At 53.1% G+C, this 15,456-nt stretch carries 14 protein-coding genes; 13 read left to right on the top strand and 1 reads right to left on the bottom strand.

Features of this window, described 5'->3' with window-relative positions; all coding sequences use genetic code 11:
• Positions 1–68: 68 nt before the first annotated feature.
• Positions 69–851, bottom strand: coding sequence for a 4,5-DOPA dioxygenase extradiol (ygiD, locus tag ACGTIC_RS11375; protein ID WP_059075447.1), 783 nt, complete (start codon positions 849–851; stop codon positions 69–71).
• 315 nt (positions 852–1,166) lie between these two features.
• Between ygiD and ACGTIC_RS11370 the strand changes: the two genes are divergently transcribed.
• From ACGTIC_RS11370 to speB, 13 genes are all read left to right on the top strand, one after another.
• Positions 1,167–1,418 carry a TM1266 family iron-only hydrogenase system putative regulator gene (locus tag ACGTIC_RS11370; protein ID WP_059075446.1) on the top strand — a complete coding sequence of 84 codons (252 nt, stop codon included), beginning with the start codon at positions 1,167–1,169 and terminating at the stop codon, positions 1,416–1,418.
• Positions 1,419–1,430: 12 nt separating this feature from the next.
• Complete coding sequence (locus ACGTIC_RS11365) at positions 1,431–2,747, top strand: nitrogenase component 1 (RefSeq protein ID WP_113855598.1); 1,317 nt, start codon at positions 1,431–1,433, stop codon at positions 2,745–2,747.
• The gene (locus tag ACGTIC_RS11360; protein WP_113855599.1) at positions 2,744–3,775 is read left to right on the top strand and encodes a nitrogenase component 1; all 1,032 of its coding nucleotides are present in this window, start codon (positions 2,744–2,746) and stop codon (positions 3,773–3,775) included. The genes ACGTIC_RS11365 and ACGTIC_RS11360 overlap by 4 nt, the downstream gene beginning before the upstream one ends.
• Positions 3,775–6,093 carry a carbamoyltransferase HypF gene (gene hypF, locus ACGTIC_RS11355; RefSeq protein ID WP_113855600.1) on the top strand — a complete coding sequence of 773 codons (2,319 nt, stop codon included), beginning with the start codon at positions 3,775–3,777 and terminating at the stop codon, positions 6,091–6,093. Before ACGTIC_RS11360 ends, hypF begins: the two co-directional genes overlap by 1 nt.
• Positions 6,094–6,175: 82 nt before the next feature.
• Positions 6,176–6,385, top strand: a complete 210-nt coding sequence (locus ACGTIC_RS11350) for a HypC/HybG/HupF family hydrogenase formation chaperone (protein WP_059075442.1) — start codon at positions 6,176–6,178, stop codon at positions 6,383–6,385.
• A complete protein-coding gene (hypD, locus tag ACGTIC_RS11345) occupies positions 6,385–7,440 on the top strand; it encodes a hydrogenase formation protein HypD (protein WP_113855601.1) in 1,056 nt (351 codons plus the stop codon). Before ACGTIC_RS11350 ends, hypD begins: the two co-directional genes overlap by 1 nt.
• Positions 7,437–8,441, top strand: a complete 1,005-nt coding sequence (gene hypE, locus ACGTIC_RS11340; RefSeq protein WP_113855602.1) for a hydrogenase expression/formation protein HypE — start codon at positions 7,437–7,439, stop codon at positions 8,439–8,441. Before hypD ends, hypE begins: the two co-directional genes overlap by 4 nt.
• 15 nt (positions 8,442–8,456) lie before the next feature.
• Positions 8,457–9,812, top strand: a complete 1,356-nt coding sequence (locus ACGTIC_RS11335; protein WP_113855603.1) for a nitrogenase component 1 — start codon at positions 8,457–8,459, stop codon at positions 9,810–9,812.
• Positions 9,809–11,035, top strand: coding sequence for a nitrogenase component 1 (locus ACGTIC_RS11330; protein ID WP_113855604.1), 1,227 nt, complete (start codon positions 9,809–9,811; stop codon positions 11,033–11,035). Before ACGTIC_RS11335 ends, ACGTIC_RS11330 begins: the two co-directional genes overlap by 4 nt.
• A 13-nt stretch (positions 11,036–11,048) precedes the next feature.
• Entirely contained in the window at positions 11,049–11,813 is a 765-nt protein-coding gene (locus tag ACGTIC_RS11325; RefSeq protein WP_059075437.1) for an AAA family ATPase, read from the top strand.
• A 410-nt stretch (positions 11,814–12,223) separates the two neighbouring features.
• Positions 12,224–13,681 carry an aminotransferase class I/II-fold pyridoxal phosphate-dependent enzyme gene (locus ACGTIC_RS11320; RefSeq protein ID WP_113855605.1) on the top strand — a complete coding sequence of 486 codons (1,458 nt, stop codon included), beginning with the start codon at positions 12,224–12,226 and terminating at the stop codon, positions 13,679–13,681.
• Between the two features lie 14 nt (positions 13,682–13,695).
• Positions 13,696–14,550, top strand: a complete 855-nt coding sequence (gene speE, locus ACGTIC_RS11315; RefSeq protein ID WP_059075435.1) for a polyamine aminopropyltransferase — start codon at positions 13,696–13,698, stop codon at positions 14,548–14,550.
• The gene (gene speB, locus ACGTIC_RS11310; RefSeq protein WP_113855606.1) at positions 14,550–15,413 is read left to right on the top strand and encodes an agmatinase; all 864 of its coding nucleotides are present in this window, start codon (positions 14,550–14,552) and stop codon (positions 15,411–15,413) included. Before speE ends, speB begins: the two co-directional genes overlap by 1 nt.
• Positions 15,414–15,456 lie beyond the last annotated feature (43 nt).

Below are 15,456 nucleotides of genomic sequence, written 5' to 3'. Positions count from 1 at the left end.
GAAGCAAAAATAGTCTTCTGACTGTCCTTTTCCGTAGACAGACAGGAGACTATTTCTGATTTATCCCATTAAAACCCAAAAATAAAGCCAGTCATGGCCATGGATCCGAGATTACACGTATTGTTAAATATGGCAGCCGTTTCACCCTGTGCTGCGCCCAGTGTCATCACAAGGGGCAGGAAGTGATCCGGTGTGGGAACGGCATAAGCAGCATCGGGATGATTAGCATAGTGGATGACTGCGTCATCGTTGCGATTTTGTACGGCATTGATGATGTAGTCATTGAAACGCAGTGCTTGAGGCGTACCGCCGGGATTGTTCCATTCGACGCGTCCCAGGTTGTGGACGACGTTGCCACTGGCGAAAATCAGGTATCCCTGATTGCGCAGTGGTGCCAGTTTCTGACCGAGGTCGTATAGTTCCTGCGGCGTGAGATCGCGGTTTACGGAGAGCTGGACGACGGGGATATCAGCGTCAGGGAACATATGGATTAATATCGTCCAGGTACCGTGGTCGATGCCCCACTGGTCATTGATGGATACAGCGGGTCCCAGTAGGTTTTGTACAGACCGGGTCAGACTGGCATCGCCCGGTACGGGATAGGTGACCTGATACAGCTCTTCTGGAAATCCATACATGTCGTAAACCTGGCGCGGCTGGGGTGCGCTCTGGATAAATGTGCCGGGAACATACCAATGGGCAGAAATAGCCAGAATGGCCCGGGGCGTGCCGTGGCGGGAGCAAAGCTGGCCACCAATCCGGCTCAGATTGCGGGTAATATCATTGTGCTGAAGGGCCAGCATGGGGCTGCCATGGCCGGAGAAGATGACGGGAAATGGTTGCTGTATCATAAAAAAAGGCCTCTCTTTCATGGTGAATATGTAGGATATATTTTTATAATAGTATACGTGGCATTCTGAAAATATACAAGAGAATTAGCAAATTCCATGACATATGTAAAAAACAATAGCCACGAACGGTGATATTTGTTATAATGAATTAAACACGTCATCCCAACGGATTTCCTGCGGGAGAACGTCATGCAAAAGCTGTCGTACTTTTCTGTAAAGGTGTCCTGCACAGATGAGGCGGAAAGCACATCTTACACACAACGTGTCTGTCGTCCTGTGCTTTTGGCATGGGATTTTTTTTATGAGGTGATACATATGGAAACGAGAATCGCACTGATTGGTATTATCGTTGCAGACCGCAATGAGTCGGGGAAGCTGAATGAAATCCTCCATGCATATGGCCAATACATTGTCGGCCGCATGGGAGTTCCTTATAAAGATAAGCATGTCAATGTCATCAGCATCATCGTCGATGCCCCCCAGGATGTCATCAGCGCCCTGTCGGGAAAGCTGGGCATGCTTCCCGATGTGAGTACTAAGACGATTTATCCGCCGTTGCCGCAGTAGGGTGGAATGATGATGGAATATAAAGATACACAGCCTTATGCTATTACCGTAGGTGACCTGGTGCAGAAAGGAAAAGACCATATCCCGGAAGAACTTCTATCCTCGAAGCATCTGATTTACAATTCGCCGGCAGCACTGGCTTTTAATTCCCCGGGAGCACAGGGGTTCGGCGTAAAACGGGCGGGCCTTTCTATACCGGGATCTATCATGCTCCTCATCGGTCCCGGCTGTTGTGGCCGCAATACGACCATTTTGGGCGAGCAGGGAGGCTATCAGGACCGGTTTTACTTCTATATCCTCGATGAAACGGATATCGTCACGGGCAGGCACTTGCAGAAGATTCCGCAGGCTGTCGCGGAAATCGTGGAGTCCCGACGGGAGAAGCCATCGGTAGTCATGCTCTGCATGACCTGCGTCGATGCCCTCCTGGGAACGGATATGGAACGGGTCAGCCGGAAAGCGGCTTCGGTCTGCGGCGTCTCTGTCGTGCCGTGTTACATGTACGCTCTGACGCGGGAAGGGCGCAAACCGCCGATGGTCGATGTACGCCGTGCCCTCTATTCCCTGCTGGAAAAGCAGCCGCGTCATCGCCGTACGGTCAATCTGCTGGGATTTTTTTCTCCCCTGCAGGATGATTGCGAGCTGTATCCTATCCTGCGTCAGACAGGAATCAAACAGATACAGGAACTAGCCCGCTGCCGTAATTTTGAAGAATATCTGGCTATGTCCCAGGCTAATTTTAACCTCGTCCTCCATCCGGAGTCGTGGCTGGCGGCGCAGGATATGGAAAAAAGACTGGGTATCCCGTCTATTACCCTGACACGATTGTATCAGGTATCACAGATTCACCGCCAGTACATGGCCTTGTCCCGCGTTCTCGGTGCCCCTATTCAGGATGAATCGTGGCTGGAACAGGCCCGCCAGGCTGTTGAAGCAGTCCGCGCCCGCTATAGTGGTACGACTGTGGCTATAGGTGGCATGCAGAATGGCAATGCTTACGAAATGGCACTGGCTCTGACACGGTACGGGTTTACGATCAAAGAAATATATGCTAGTCTCAGTCCGGATGATTTTGTCTATCTGCGTCATCTGGCACAATGGAGCCCGGAAACAAAGGTATACTCCAACTTGTCTCCTACCATGCTCTACTATGAAGGAGCATCCCATCCGGTCGATCTGACCATTGGCAAGGATGCGGCCTGGTATCATGAAACGGCTGCCCACGTGAATTGGGATGACGATATCCAGCCTTTCGGATATGCTGGCGTCCTTTCTCTGTTGCGGCATATTGGATTGGCTCTGGACGAAAGGGGGAAAAACGGGCGATGAAAGGATTGTGGAAATATTTGTCTCCCTTTGCTCCGGACCAGTCAGGAGCGGCCGCCGTACTCTACGGTCTGGGTGGCATCGTCGTTATCTGTGATGCCGGTGGCTGTGCCGGGAATATCTGCGGCTTTGATGAACCGCGCTGGTTCAGCGGTAAAAGGAGTGCCGTTTTTAGTGCAGGACTGCGCGACATGGATGCCATCCTCGGCCGCGATGATCTGCTCGTACGCAAAGTGTGCGCAGCGGCAGAAACGGTGAATGCTGCCTTTGTGGCACTGGTGGGTACTCCCGTTCCAGCTGTCATCGGTACGGATTTCAAGGCGCTGTGCCGTATGATATCCCGTACACTCAACATACCGGCACTGGCCGTCCCGACGACAGGAATTGGCTATTATGACGACGGGATGCAGGCAGCTTACAACGCGCTGCTTCCTGTCCTGGCCCAGCCGGAGACAGTGGTGGAACGAGGCCGGGCCGGTGTCCTAGGGGCAGTTCCCCTGGAAATGGCTTCCCCGGATGAACAACAGGCCCTCATGGAGACACTGCATGGGGAAGGCTGGAAGCAGGTAATACTTTTTGACTGCCGGGAAGCGTATGAACAAGCTGGCAGGAATGAGAAGAATTTTGTCGTATCACCGGCAGCACTGGAAGGAGCACGCTACCTGTATGAACGGTTTGGGACCCCTTATGAAGTACGCTATCTGGGACGGCCCCTGCCGGAAGATATCCGGGCTGCCGTAACAGGGAAGCGGGTACTGGTCGTCCATCAGCAGGTTACGGCCAATGCCATGGCAGAAGCGGTACGGAATGCTGGTGCGGCTTTGGTACAGACAGCAGGATGGTTCCGGACGGAATCGTCTTGTATCCGGCCGGGACATGTCCAGCTGAAGGAAGAAGACGACTGGTGCCAGCTGGCCGATAATGATAACTTCGATGTCATCCTGGGTGATATCTATTTCAAGCGGGCCCTGTCTCATTTCCATGGCCTGTATGTGGATGTGCCTCATTTCGCCGTATCGGGGAGGTATTGATGGAAACAGTTCGGATTTGTGTACTCGGTATCGTGCAGGGAGTCGGGTTCCGGCCGTTCGTCAGCCGGCTGGCCCATTCCTGTCACGTTCGTGGCACGGTCTGCAATAAGGGGTCTTATGTAGAAATATTGGTCCAGGGGCCAGAGGAGGCCCGGAAACAGTTTCAACAGAAGTTACCTGAAAAAGCGCCGGCACGGTCAGCAATTCTCAAAATCATAACGGAGCAGACGGATGTACCGCCCTTTCCTGATTTTTCTATTGTCGAAAGTGAAGCAGAGGAAGGAGACGTCTTTGTGTCTCCTGATATCGCCATCTGTGACGATTGCAAAAAAGAGTTGTTTGATCCGCAGAACCGCCGCTATCTCCATCCGTTCATCAACTGCACGGCCTGCGGGCCCCGCATGACCATCCTCGATGCCATGCCCTATGACCGGGAACGGACGAGTATGGCAGAATTTCCCATGTGCTCCCAATGTGAATATGAATATACCCATCGGGAAACACGGCGCTATGACGCTCAGCCGGTATGCTGCCCCGATTGCGGACCGGAAGTCTATATACTGGATAGTACAGAACGGGGGCGGGATGCAGTCACGGCTGCCCGGCAGGCTCTTGTATCGGGCCGTATCATAGCTGTCAAAGGCATCGGAGGATATCATCTTTGTTGTGATGCATTTCAGGAAAAAACTGTACAGCGCCTGCGCTGTCTGAAACACCGGCCGGCAAAACCCTTTGCCGTCATGATGAAGGATATGGCTGCCGTGGACCGTCACTGTGTCATACCTGCCGGGGCAGACCGGGTGCTGGACGGGCATGAAAAGCCCATCATTCTGTTGGAAAAACGGTCTGATACTACGCTGGCACCTTCGCTGGCACCGGAAAACCCTTTTTTGGGCGTCATGCTCCCGTACACGCCTCTTCATCTGCTGCTCTTTACGTATGATGATGGTCTGGACGTACCGGATGCGCTGGTCATGACCAGCGCCAATGTATCGGGTGCTCCCATATGCCACGATGAAGCAGAAGCACGGCAGGAACTTCCTGACTTGTGTGATGCCATTCTCAGCCATAACCGGCGGATCCGGCTGCGGGCCGATGATTCCGTAATAAACTGGTATGATGGCAGTCCGTACATGATACGCCGTTCCCGCGGCTATGCGCCGTTGCCGTTTTTCTATGGCAGGGAAACGGGGACGGTTCTGGCACTGGGCGGAGAACTGAAAAATAGCTTTTGCCTGGTCAGGGACCGGCTGTATTACTTGTCTCCATATATCGGGGACATGGCCGATGTCCGGACCGTACAGGCCCTGCGGGATGGTGTTTCCCGGATGAAAACGCTCCTTGAAATAGAACCGGCCTGCGTGGCCTGTGATCTTCATCCCCGGTATAATACGACAGCTGTTGCTCAGGAAATGGGGCTGCCTGTCATTCCCGTCCAGCATCATTTTGCTCATATCCTGTCCTGTATGGCAGAAAACGATTGGGAACAGCCTGTCATAGGTGTAGCTTTTGACGGGACCGGGTATGGAACCGATGGCACCGTATGGGGAGGAGAAATACTTCTCTGTGACTGTCATGGATTTCACCGCAGTGCGTCTATCGCACCTTTCTGGCAGCGCGGTGGTGATGTGGCAGCCCGGGAAGGATGGCGCATTGCCGTCAGCCTTATCAGCCATTTGTATCCAAAGACGGATGAGGCTGTGGCTGTAGTGGACAGACTGCGCCTCTGTAGCCGGAAAGAATGGCAGATGCAGTCTTTTATGGCGCAACAGGGTATAAATAGTATTTTGTCTACCAGTGCGGGCCGCTTGTTTGATGGCGTCAGTGCTATTCTGGGTCTGGCGCGGCAGTCGTCGTTTGAAGGCGAAGCGGCGATGAAGATTCAGTTTGCAGCCCGGCGATGGATGAAAGATCATCATACCAGACCGGAGACCCTGATACCGCCTCAGAAGGAAAACGGCCGGTGGATACTGCCGACGATGGAGCTGGTGCAATATCTGGCGGAAGAAAAAATGGCTGGCAGAGATTCGGATTTCCTGGCTTATATTTTCCATTGCCGGCTGGCCGGACAAATTGTCGGTGCCTGTTTGCAGATTTCGCAGGAAACGGGTGTGAAGACCGTGGCTCTGAGTGGCGGCGTGTTTCAGAATACGCTGCTCCTGTCCTTGTGTGAACAGGCATTGGGACAGGCAGGGCTGGGCGTTCTACGCCATCATCTCGTTCCTGTCAATGATGGTGGTATTGCCCTGGGACAGGCTGTATATGCCATGATGAACCAGGAACGGCAATGGGATAGAACGATTCAGAGACCAATTTAATTAAAAATTTAGTATATATTAATATACTGTATATACAATATTATTATAAATATCTATTTACTGCATGTAAGGAGGAATCGCCATGTGTGTCGGATTACCTGCACGGGTCGTAAAAGTGCATCAGGGAATGGCTTTGGTCGATGCATCCGGAGCCAGAAGGGAAGTATCGGCAGCACTGCTGGACGAACTGGATCCCGGTGATTATGTCATGGTCCATGCCGGAATGGCTATTGCCCGGATTACCGGGGATGATGAAGAAGAAATGGATGATATTCTGGAGGACCTGGACTGATGGGAAATGAATATACACAAACGGCACTTCAGATAATACGTTCGTATGATGGCCCGCCTGTACGGATTATGGAAGTCTGCGGGACTCATACTCATGAAATTTTCCGGCTGGGAATCAGACAGATTTTGCCGGAAGCGGTGGAAGTCATTTCCGGACCGGGCTGCCCGGTCTGCGTGACGCCTGTCCGCTACATAGACGAAGCCATCTGGCTGGCTCTGGAACGGAAGGTGACCATTTGTACGTTCGGCGATCTCGTCCGTGTACCGGGGAGCACACAGAGCCTGGCCGGGGCGCGGAGCATGGGAGCCCATGTAGAAATTGTCTATTCACCCCTCGACGCCTACGACTATGCCCGGCAGCACCGTGATGAAGAAGTCGTATTTTTGTCCGTAGGATTTGAGACGACGACGCCGCCCTCCTGCCTGGCCGTCCGGACAGCCAGAGCAGAAGGGGTGATGAATTTTTCTCTCCTCACGGCCAATAAAACAATGCCCCGTGCTTACGAAGCGATGAAGGATAGCGCCGATGCATTCCTGTATCCCGGCCATGTCTGTGCCGTCATGGGGACTGGTGATTGTGAAGCTATGGTACAGCAGGGCGTTTCTGGTGTCGTCGCCGGTTTTACGGCAAAAGAACTGATGACAGCCTTTGCCGTTATCCTGAAGAAAATACGGCAGGGCAGGCCATTTTTTAAAAACTGCTATCCCCGCGTTGTCACCAGAGAAGGAAGCCGGACAGGTAAAGAGCTCATGGCAGACGTCATGGAGCCATGTGATGATGAATGGCGCGGTCTGGGCTGTATTCCCCAATCGGGACTGCGGCTCCGCCCTGATTACGCAGCCTGGGATGCCCGCCGTAAATACAGCGTGCCGCCCATGAAGGGAAAGGCCAATCCGGCCTGCCGTTGTGGTGATATCCTGCAGGGAAAATGCACGCCACCCCAGTGCCCGCTGTTCGGTACGGTATGCACACCGGAACAGCCGGTCGGAGCCTGCATGGTATCTCATGAAGGTGCCTGCTCTGCGTATTATACGTATGGAGGAAAGATACGATGAACGATGTGATTACGCTGGCCCATGGGGCCGGTGGCAGACAGACGGCCGAACTGATCGACCGCGTATTTAAAGCCCATTTTTCCAACCCTCAGTTTACCGGTGATGATGCGGCTGTCCTTTCCATCGGCGGTGCCGACCTGGCGTTTACGACCGATGGATTTATCGTTTCCCCGCCGGATTTTCCCGGTGGCGATATTGGCAAGCTCAGCATCTGTGGCACGGTCAATGACTTATCTTGTATGGGAGCACGGCCATTGTATCTGTCCTGTGCTTTTGTCATCGAAGAAGGATTCCCTCTGGCTAAGGTCGAAAAGTATGCCGCATCTATGGCCCGTACGGCTGCCGAGGCGGGGGTGCGCATCGTAGCTGGCGATACGAAAGTAGCGGGAAAAGGGCAGGTAGACCACTTGTTTATTACGACTACGGGAATCGGACAGTGCCTGGCTGGCGTCCATACGTCCGGTACGCTGGCACGCCCTGGCGATGTAGTCATCGTCAGTGGCGATGTAGGCCGCCACGGTTGTACGATTTTGCTGGCACGGAATCAGTTTGGAATTGACGCTGATGTGACCAGTGACTGTGCTCCCTTATGGGGAACGGTAGAAGCCATGCTCGGTCAGACGAAGGATATCCACGTTATCCGCGATGCCACCCGGGGTGGCGTGGGAACGGTCCTGTATGAAATCGCCAGCCAGAGCCATGTCGGCATTCATCTGGACAGCCAGTCTGTACCGGTGCATCCCTCCGTCCGTGGCGTCTGTGGCATGCTGGGACTGGAACCGCTCTATCTGGCCTGTGAAGGCCGTCTGGTTATCGTCGCGCCAGAATGTGAAGCGCCGGCGATTCTGGATGTGCTGCACAGGCAGCCTTATTCTCAAGATGCCGCTGTCATCGGACAGGTCACGGCAGAACAGCCGGGCCGGGTCATATTGCGCACGGAAATCGGTGCGGAAACGATGCTCCCGCCGCCGGGGGGAGAATTGCTGCCCCGCATATGCTGACCGAGGAGGGAGAGCATGATTTACGAAAATGAAATCCATCCGCCTCAGGTGCCCCGATATACGGTTACGCCGGATGGTGCCGAAATTTCCATAGGCAGGGCGGATTTTCCCAAACCGTTTTATATTGGCCTGCAGTATGCTTCACCGGCCCGGGGCCACTGGACCATCGCCCACTCGCCTATGCTCATTCCCCAGTGCCATGAAATATACGTCTGCTGTGCCTGCTGTCTTCACGGCGTCGTCTTATCGGCTGATGAAATCCCCGATGGCGCCGGGCGTTTTTCCATGGTGACCCTGACCAATGAAAATCTCATCAAAGGCAATCTGGAAGACATGATGATCGACGGTATATCCCGGATTATAGAAGAATTGCCGGAACGGCCCCGCTGCGTCGAAGGTTTTACGAGCTGCATGCAGCATTTCCTCCATATCGATGTCCGCATCGTCTACGACAAGCTGCGCCAGCGGTTTCCTGACATCGATTTCATCGACGGCTATATGACGCCCACTTTGCAGCGACGGTATACGCCGGATATTCTGGGACGGCGGCAGCTGATGCGGGCCGTGACGAAAATGCCGCCACGCCGGGCCGTGAATTACATCGTCAATTATTACCCTGTCGATGGAGATAATGAATTGACAGCCATGCTCTGTGCTGGCGGGTATGCCATTCACGATTTTGCGGACTGCCGTACGTATGATGAATATAAACAGATGGGGGAATCGGCAGCCAATATTTATTTCCTGGAAAATGCTGCACCGGCAGCCCGCGACATGAAGCGCCGTCTGGGACAGGATGCCCTGTATCTGCCGTATGCCTACGACTATGGGACATTGCGGAAGAACCTGCAGACGGCAGCGGATGTACTGCACCTTACCATGCCTGATTGCGATGCCTTTGAACAGCAGATAGAAGAGAAGGCGATGAAATTGCATAATATACTCGGGCAGACGCCGATTGCCATCGATTTTACAGCGACACCGCGGCCTCTGGGACTGGCACGGTTCCTGCTGACTCATGGATATAACGTGTATGCCGTGTATCTCGATGCCATTTCACCAGATGAAAAAGACAGTTTCTTTTTCTTGAAAGAACATTATCCAAACCTGTCCCTGCGTTCGACCATGCATTTCAAGCGGCGTCTCCTGCCGCGGGATGACAGCCGGAAATATGGAAAAGTCCTGGCTATCGGCCAGATGGCAGCCTACTTTACGGATACGAAGTATTTTGTCAATGTCATTGAAAACAGCGGCCTGTATGGGTATGTGGGTCTTATGAAGCTGCTGGACTGGATCGGTGATGCCGCTAGTAAAGAAAATCCGGACATGAGAGAGATTATTCAAGTCAAAGCCTGGGGGTGTCATGGATGAAACAAGCACAACGAGTCTTATCTACCTATGCCGTAGATATGTTTGGCATCGCTTCGGCCCTGTTTGAACTGGGCGGGCTGGTTGTCATGCACGATGCATCGGGCTGTAATTCGACGTATGATACCCATGATGAGCCGCGATGGTACGATACACAATCCATGGTGTACATATCAGGACTCAATGAAATCGACACTATTCAGGGCAACGACCAGCGGCTCATCCATGATATTGCCGAAGTAACCGATGCCGTCCATCCGGCTTTTATCGCTATCGGAGGCAGTCCCATGCCTAATGCAATCGGGACGGATTTCCGGGCCATTGAAAAAATGGTACAAGAACGGACGGGTATTTTTACGATGGGATTCCGGACGGACGGTATCCACAGTTATCTTCCCGGTGCGGGGAATGCTTACGTCCGCCTGGCGCAGCATTTCCTGAAATGTCCGGTCAGACAGCCACAGCGGCCGGCACGGAGAGTCAATATCCTGGGGCTGACACCTCTGGATTTTTCTGTCGTCGGCAATGCAACTACTATCAAAACCATTTTGACAGAAGCGGGATTCATCATACAGAGTTCGTGGTCTATGGGAGATACGCTGGATAATATGGCTGGTGCGGCCAATGCCGATGTCAATGCCGTCGTCTCTTCCACGGGGTTGTATCTGGCCCAATATATGCGGGAACAATACGGGATTCCCTATGTAGCCGGCATCCCTATGGGAAAACAAGGAACAGCAGACTGGCTGCAGGCATTGCGTGAAGGGAATACATCGTATCTGACAGGACTTACGGGAAGAGAGCCCCGGGAAAAGCCGCAGTACGCTCTGGCCGATCTCAATGCCTGGAAGACGGAAACGGTGTATGATGACCAGCCCTGTGATGCCCTGGTCATTGGCGAACCCGTATATCTCCTTTCCATGGGAAATCTGCTGCGCCATGAGCTGGGTCTTTCTACGGTGCGGCTCTTATGCCCGCTGGCCGATGCGCCTCAGCTGCTCCTGCGCCATATAGAAACGGTCAGTGTCGAACCGGTCATTCGCGAAGAATGCCGCAAGGCGCAGCATGTCCTGGCAGACCCCATTTATGCCCGGCTGCTTCCGGAAAAACAGGATGCATTTATTTCTCTGCCCCACGAAGCGTATTCTGGGCGCCACTATCACGATGAAATGCCTGTGATTGCTGGGCCGGACATAGCGGACTGGTTGCGGGATCGTTTGAAATAGGAAAGGAAATACGATGAGAAAATTTGCGATTTATGGAAAAGGCGGCATCGGCAAATCGACGACAGCTGCCAATATTTCGGCTTCTCTGGCCAGACTGGGGAAGAAGGTCATCCAAATCGGCTGCGATCCCAAGGCCGATTCGACGTGGAATCTCCTTCATGGCGAGCCTGTCATGCCGGTCATGGATTATTACCGGACCTATACGGAAGAACCGGATTTCGAGCATATCGGTAAAACCGGGTATGGCGGTGTCTTCTGCATCGAAACGGGCGGACCTACGCCGGGGCTGGGCTGTGCAGGAAGAGGTATCATTGCTACCTTTGATCTCATAGATGAACTGGAAGTCTTCGACCGGATCCAGCCGGATGTCGTGTTGTATGACGTACTGGGCGATGTCGTGTGCGGTGGCTTTTCGGCTCCTATACGGGATGGGTACGCCGACGAAATCTTCATTGTCACGTCGGGAGAAAAAATGGCTCTGTATGCTGCCGGCAATATCATCAAAGCAGTAGAAAATTTCAAAGACCGGGGATATGCCCAGGTCCGGGGAATCATCCTCAACAGGCGCAACGTAGAGAATGAGTATGATATCGTACAGGCTTTTGCCAACAGCCATAATCTGCCCATTATAGCCGATATACCGCGCAGTAAAGAAATCCAGTATTATGAAAACCAGGGCATGACCGTCGTCGAAGGTAATCCGGATCTGCCCGTGAGCCTCCTGTACCAGGAACTGGCCCGGAAACTGATGGATACGCCGGCAAGTGACGCCAGATAGTTGACAGGTGTTTTTCTTTATGATACGATTGGTATGATTTTGGAAAGATGACAGAACAGGTCTTTTCAAAGCAATTGTACGGGACCACTTTTTTTAAAGTTCAGGCCATACGGACAGCCGGGTCCACTGCCGATTGGCGGCATGATTGCTGCCTTATTGATTGAGCTGTATGCTCAGTTTTCAAGAGTTGGTTACTTCATAACCGAAATGTGCGCAGGCACACTTGTGAACCGATCAATAGGAGTAGTAAAAGTAGAATTGCTATATAGACTCTGATCATATTTTCCACTAAGACGGATGACGGACAGGATGTTTCCATCGTCTTAGTATATTGGAATTGTCAGGACGCAAGTTGTGCAGCAGCGCAGCTTGCGCTTTTTTTATGCAGGCAATGGGGGGAGAATATGGTAATGTCAAAACAAGCGGCCATATCACAGCAACGGGCACCAATATATGAAGCTCTGCAGCGATTCCGTGAGATGCGTGTTGTCCCTTTTGATGTACCGGGACATAAGAGAGGCCGGGGAAATCCGGAACTGACGGCTTTCCTCGGGAAACAGTGCGTCGGCGTCGATGTCAACAGTATGAAACCGCTGGATAATCTGTGTCATCCTGTTTCTGTCATCCGCGAGGCGGAAGAACTGGCAGCAGAGGCCTTTGGGGCCGCCCATGCCTTTCTGATGGTCGGCGGAACGACCAGTGCCGTGCAGAGTATGGTACTGACCGTCTGTAAGCGGGGAGATAAAATCATCCTGCCGCGCAATGTCCATAAAAGTGTCATCAATGCTCTGGTGCTCTGTGGAGCCATACCTGTATATGTCAATCCGGAAGTCGATGCACGGCTGGGCATTTCTCTGGGTATGCAGCGCCAGCAGGTAGCGCGGGCCATCGAGGAAAATCCTGACGCCGTAGCCGTATTGGTCAATAACCCGACCTATTACGGAATATGCAGTGACCTGCGGGCCATTGTCTGCATGGCTCATGATGCGGGGATGCGATGTCTGGCCGATGAAGCACACGGGACGCATTTCTATTTTGGCCATGGCCTTCCCGTATCGGCCATGGCAGCTGGTGCCGATATGGCAGCCGTATCGATGCATAAGAGCGGTGGCAGCCTGACCCAGTCCAGCTTCCTTCTGACCGGGCCGGATGTGCATGCAGGCTACGTACGGCAGATCATCAACCTGACTCAGACGACATCGGGAAGCTATCTTCTCATGTCCAGTCTGGATATCAGCCGTCGCCACCTGGCACTTCACGGCCGTGAAATTTTCCATAAAGTCGTCGATATGGCCGATTATGCCCGTCAGGAAATCAATGCCATCGGCGGATATTATGCCTTTGGGCGGGAATTGATGAATGGCGATTCTGTCTTTGATTTTGACAGTACGAAACTTAGTGTCCATACCCGTGACATCGGGCTGGCAGGTATTGAAGTCTATGACCTCCTGCGCGATGAATACGATATTCAGATTGAGTTCGGTGATATTGGCAATATTCTGGCCTATCTGTCGATGGGAGACCGCATACAGGAACTGGAACGGCTGGTCAGTGCCCTGGCAGAAATCCGCCGCCATCATCAGAAAGATCCGGCAGGAATGCTGACTCAGGAATATGTGGAACCGGAAGTCGTCATGAGCCCCCAGGACGCGTTTTATGCTGATAAGGTCAGTCTGCCTCTGGCACAGAGTGAAGGGCGCGTATGCAGTGAATTCGTCATGTGTTATCCTCCGGGCATTCCCATTCTGGCGCCGGGCGAACGGATTACGGCAGAAATCCTGGAACACATATGTTATGCCAAAGAAAAAGGCTGCAGCATGACCGGATCAGAAGATCCCGATTTGCAGCACATCAATGTCCTGGCGTGAAAGGAAGGAATATCATGGAATTTTGGTTTAGTGAATTTCATACGCCCGATGTCAAGCACAGTATTCGCGTCAACCGCCATCTGTATTCCCGGCAGAGCGAATATCAGCGCATCGATATTTTTGAAACACCGGAATTTGGCCGCGTCCTGACCCTTGATGGCAACGTCATGCTTACCGAACGGGATGAATTTATCTATGATGAAATGATTACTCATGTGCCCATGGCAGTACATCAGCAGTGCCAGGATATCCTGGTCATCGGTGCCGGGGACGGCGGAGTCGTGCGGGAATTGACGCGCTATGACCGGGTACGGTCTGTCGATCTGGTAGAAATGGATCCGGCCGTTGTTGAAGCCTGCCGCAATTATCTGCCGGGCAATGCCTGCCGCCTCGATGACAGCCGCGTTCATATCCATTTTGAAAATGCCCTGAAGTTTATCCGCAGCTGCGAAGCGGAATATGACCTGATCATCGTCGATTCGACCGATCCGTTCGGACCATCTGAGGGGTTGTTTACGAAGGAATTTTATGGCAGCTGTTATCATGCCCTGCGCGATGACGGCATCATGGTCAATCAGCAGGGGAGCCCATTTTATAAAGAAGACGCTCTGGCCATGCAGCGCAGCCACCAGCGCATCGTCAGTACCTTCCCTATCAGTAAGGTCTATCAGGCTCATATCCCGACCTATGCGGCCGGATACTGGCTGTTCGGATTTGCCAGCAAAAAATATCATCCCGTCAATGACCTCGACGCGGCGGCGTGGGAAAAGCTCCATCTCCATACGCGGTACTATACGACGCGGCTCCATGTCGGTTCATTCTGGCTGCCGGCATTTCTGGAAGACATGCTCCAGGAGGTAGAACCCTGATGCTGAAACCTAATGTAGAAACATTCCTGGCCTGTGATGCTTCCTATGAAGAATCACGCATCGTCCTTTACGGTGCTCCCTTCGATTCGACGACGAGTTTCCGCCCCGGCGCCCGCTTTGGCCCGCCGGCCATACGTCATGAAAGTTTTGGCCTGGAAACGTACAGTCCGTATCAGGATAAAGATCTGGAAGACTGCCGGATTTTTGACAGTGGCGATATGGAATTGTGTTTCGGCAGTTCGGAACAGGCCCTGGCCGATATAGAAGAACGGGCGTCGGTGATTCTTGCTGATGGTAAGCTGCCTCTGCTCCTCGGCGGGGAACATCTGGTGACACTCGGTGCCGTACGGGCAGCTGCCCGGCAGTGGCCGGATCTGCACATCATCCATTTTGATGCCCATGCCGATCTGCGGGACGACTATCTGGGAGCAAGGCTCAGTCATGCCTGCGTGCTCCGGCGATGCCATGACATCCTGGGAGATGGGCGGATCCATCAATTCTGTATCCGCAGCGGGGAACGGGAAGAGTTCCGCTTTGCCTGGGAGCATACGGACATGCATCCCTTCGGATTCGGAGGACTGGAACAGGTCGTTGACAAACTGAGGAAACAGAATCTTCCCGTCTATGTTACGATTGACCTCGATTGCCTGGATCCGGCGGCGTTTCCCGGAACGGGGACGCCAGAAGCGGGCGGCGTCTGGTTTCCCGCCCTGCTCAGAGCCATACAGCTCGTTTCCCAGACCCGTGTCATCGGTGCCGATGTGACCGAACTGGCGCCGATGCTGGATGCCAGTGGCGCGTCTACGGCACTGGCCTGCAAAGTCGTGCGGGAGCTGATGCTGGCACTGTATCCGCTGTCATAGTTGAAAATATATGTAGTTCACTATAGATTTCCATATATCTGTT

The sequence above is a fragment of the Megasphaera hexanoica genome, assembly GCF_043520715.1.
GTDB classification, from domain to species: domain Bacteria; phylum Bacillota; class Negativicutes; order Veillonellales; family Megasphaeraceae; genus Megasphaera; species Megasphaera hexanoica.
This window is presented reverse-complemented; position numbering and strand designations above follow the sequence as displayed.

What these genes read in the sequence shown, in the direction of transcription:
- ygiD (WP_059075447.1), bottom strand. Translation starts at nt 851, where the DNA reads ATGATACAGCAACCATTTCCCGTCATCTTCTCCGGCCATGGCAGCCCC.
- ACGTIC_RS11370 (WP_059075446.1), top strand. Translation starts at nt 1,167, where the DNA reads ATGGAAACGAGAATCGCACTGATTGGTATTATCGTTGCAGACCGCAAT.
- ACGTIC_RS11365 (WP_113855598.1), top strand. Translation starts at nt 1,431, where the DNA reads ATGGAATATAAAGATACACAGCCTTATGCTATTACCGTAGGTGACCTG.
- ACGTIC_RS11360 (WP_113855599.1), top strand. Translation starts at nt 2,744, where the DNA reads ATGAAAGGATTGTGGAAATATTTGTCTCCCTTTGCTCCGGACCAGTCA.
- hypF (WP_113855600.1), top strand. Translation starts at nt 3,775, where the DNA reads ATGGAAACAGTTCGGATTTGTGTACTCGGTATCGTGCAGGGAGTCGGG.
- ACGTIC_RS11350 (WP_059075442.1), top strand. Translation starts at nt 6,176, where the DNA reads ATGTGTGTCGGATTACCTGCACGGGTCGTAAAAGTGCATCAGGGAATG.
- hypD (WP_113855601.1), top strand. Translation starts at nt 6,385, where the DNA reads ATGGGAAATGAATATACACAAACGGCACTTCAGATAATACGTTCGTAT.
- hypE (WP_113855602.1), top strand. Translation starts at nt 7,437, where the DNA reads ATGAACGATGTGATTACGCTGGCCCATGGGGCCGGTGGCAGACAGACG.
- ACGTIC_RS11335 (WP_113855603.1), top strand. Translation starts at nt 8,457, where the DNA reads ATGATTTACGAAAATGAAATCCATCCGCCTCAGGTGCCCCGATATACG.
- ACGTIC_RS11330 (WP_113855604.1), top strand. Translation starts at nt 9,809, where the DNA reads ATGAAACAAGCACAACGAGTCTTATCTACCTATGCCGTAGATATGTTT.
- ACGTIC_RS11325 (WP_059075437.1), top strand. Translation starts at nt 11,049, where the DNA reads ATGAGAAAATTTGCGATTTATGGAAAAGGCGGCATCGGCAAATCGACG.
- ACGTIC_RS11320 (WP_113855605.1), top strand. Translation starts at nt 12,224, where the DNA reads ATGTCAAAACAAGCGGCCATATCACAGCAACGGGCACCAATATATGAA.
- speE (WP_059075435.1), top strand. Translation starts at nt 13,696, where the DNA reads ATGGAATTTTGGTTTAGTGAATTTCATACGCCCGATGTCAAGCACAGT.
- speB (WP_113855606.1), top strand. Translation starts at nt 14,550, where the DNA reads ATGCTGAAACCTAATGTAGAAACATTCCTGGCCTGTGATGCTTCCTAT.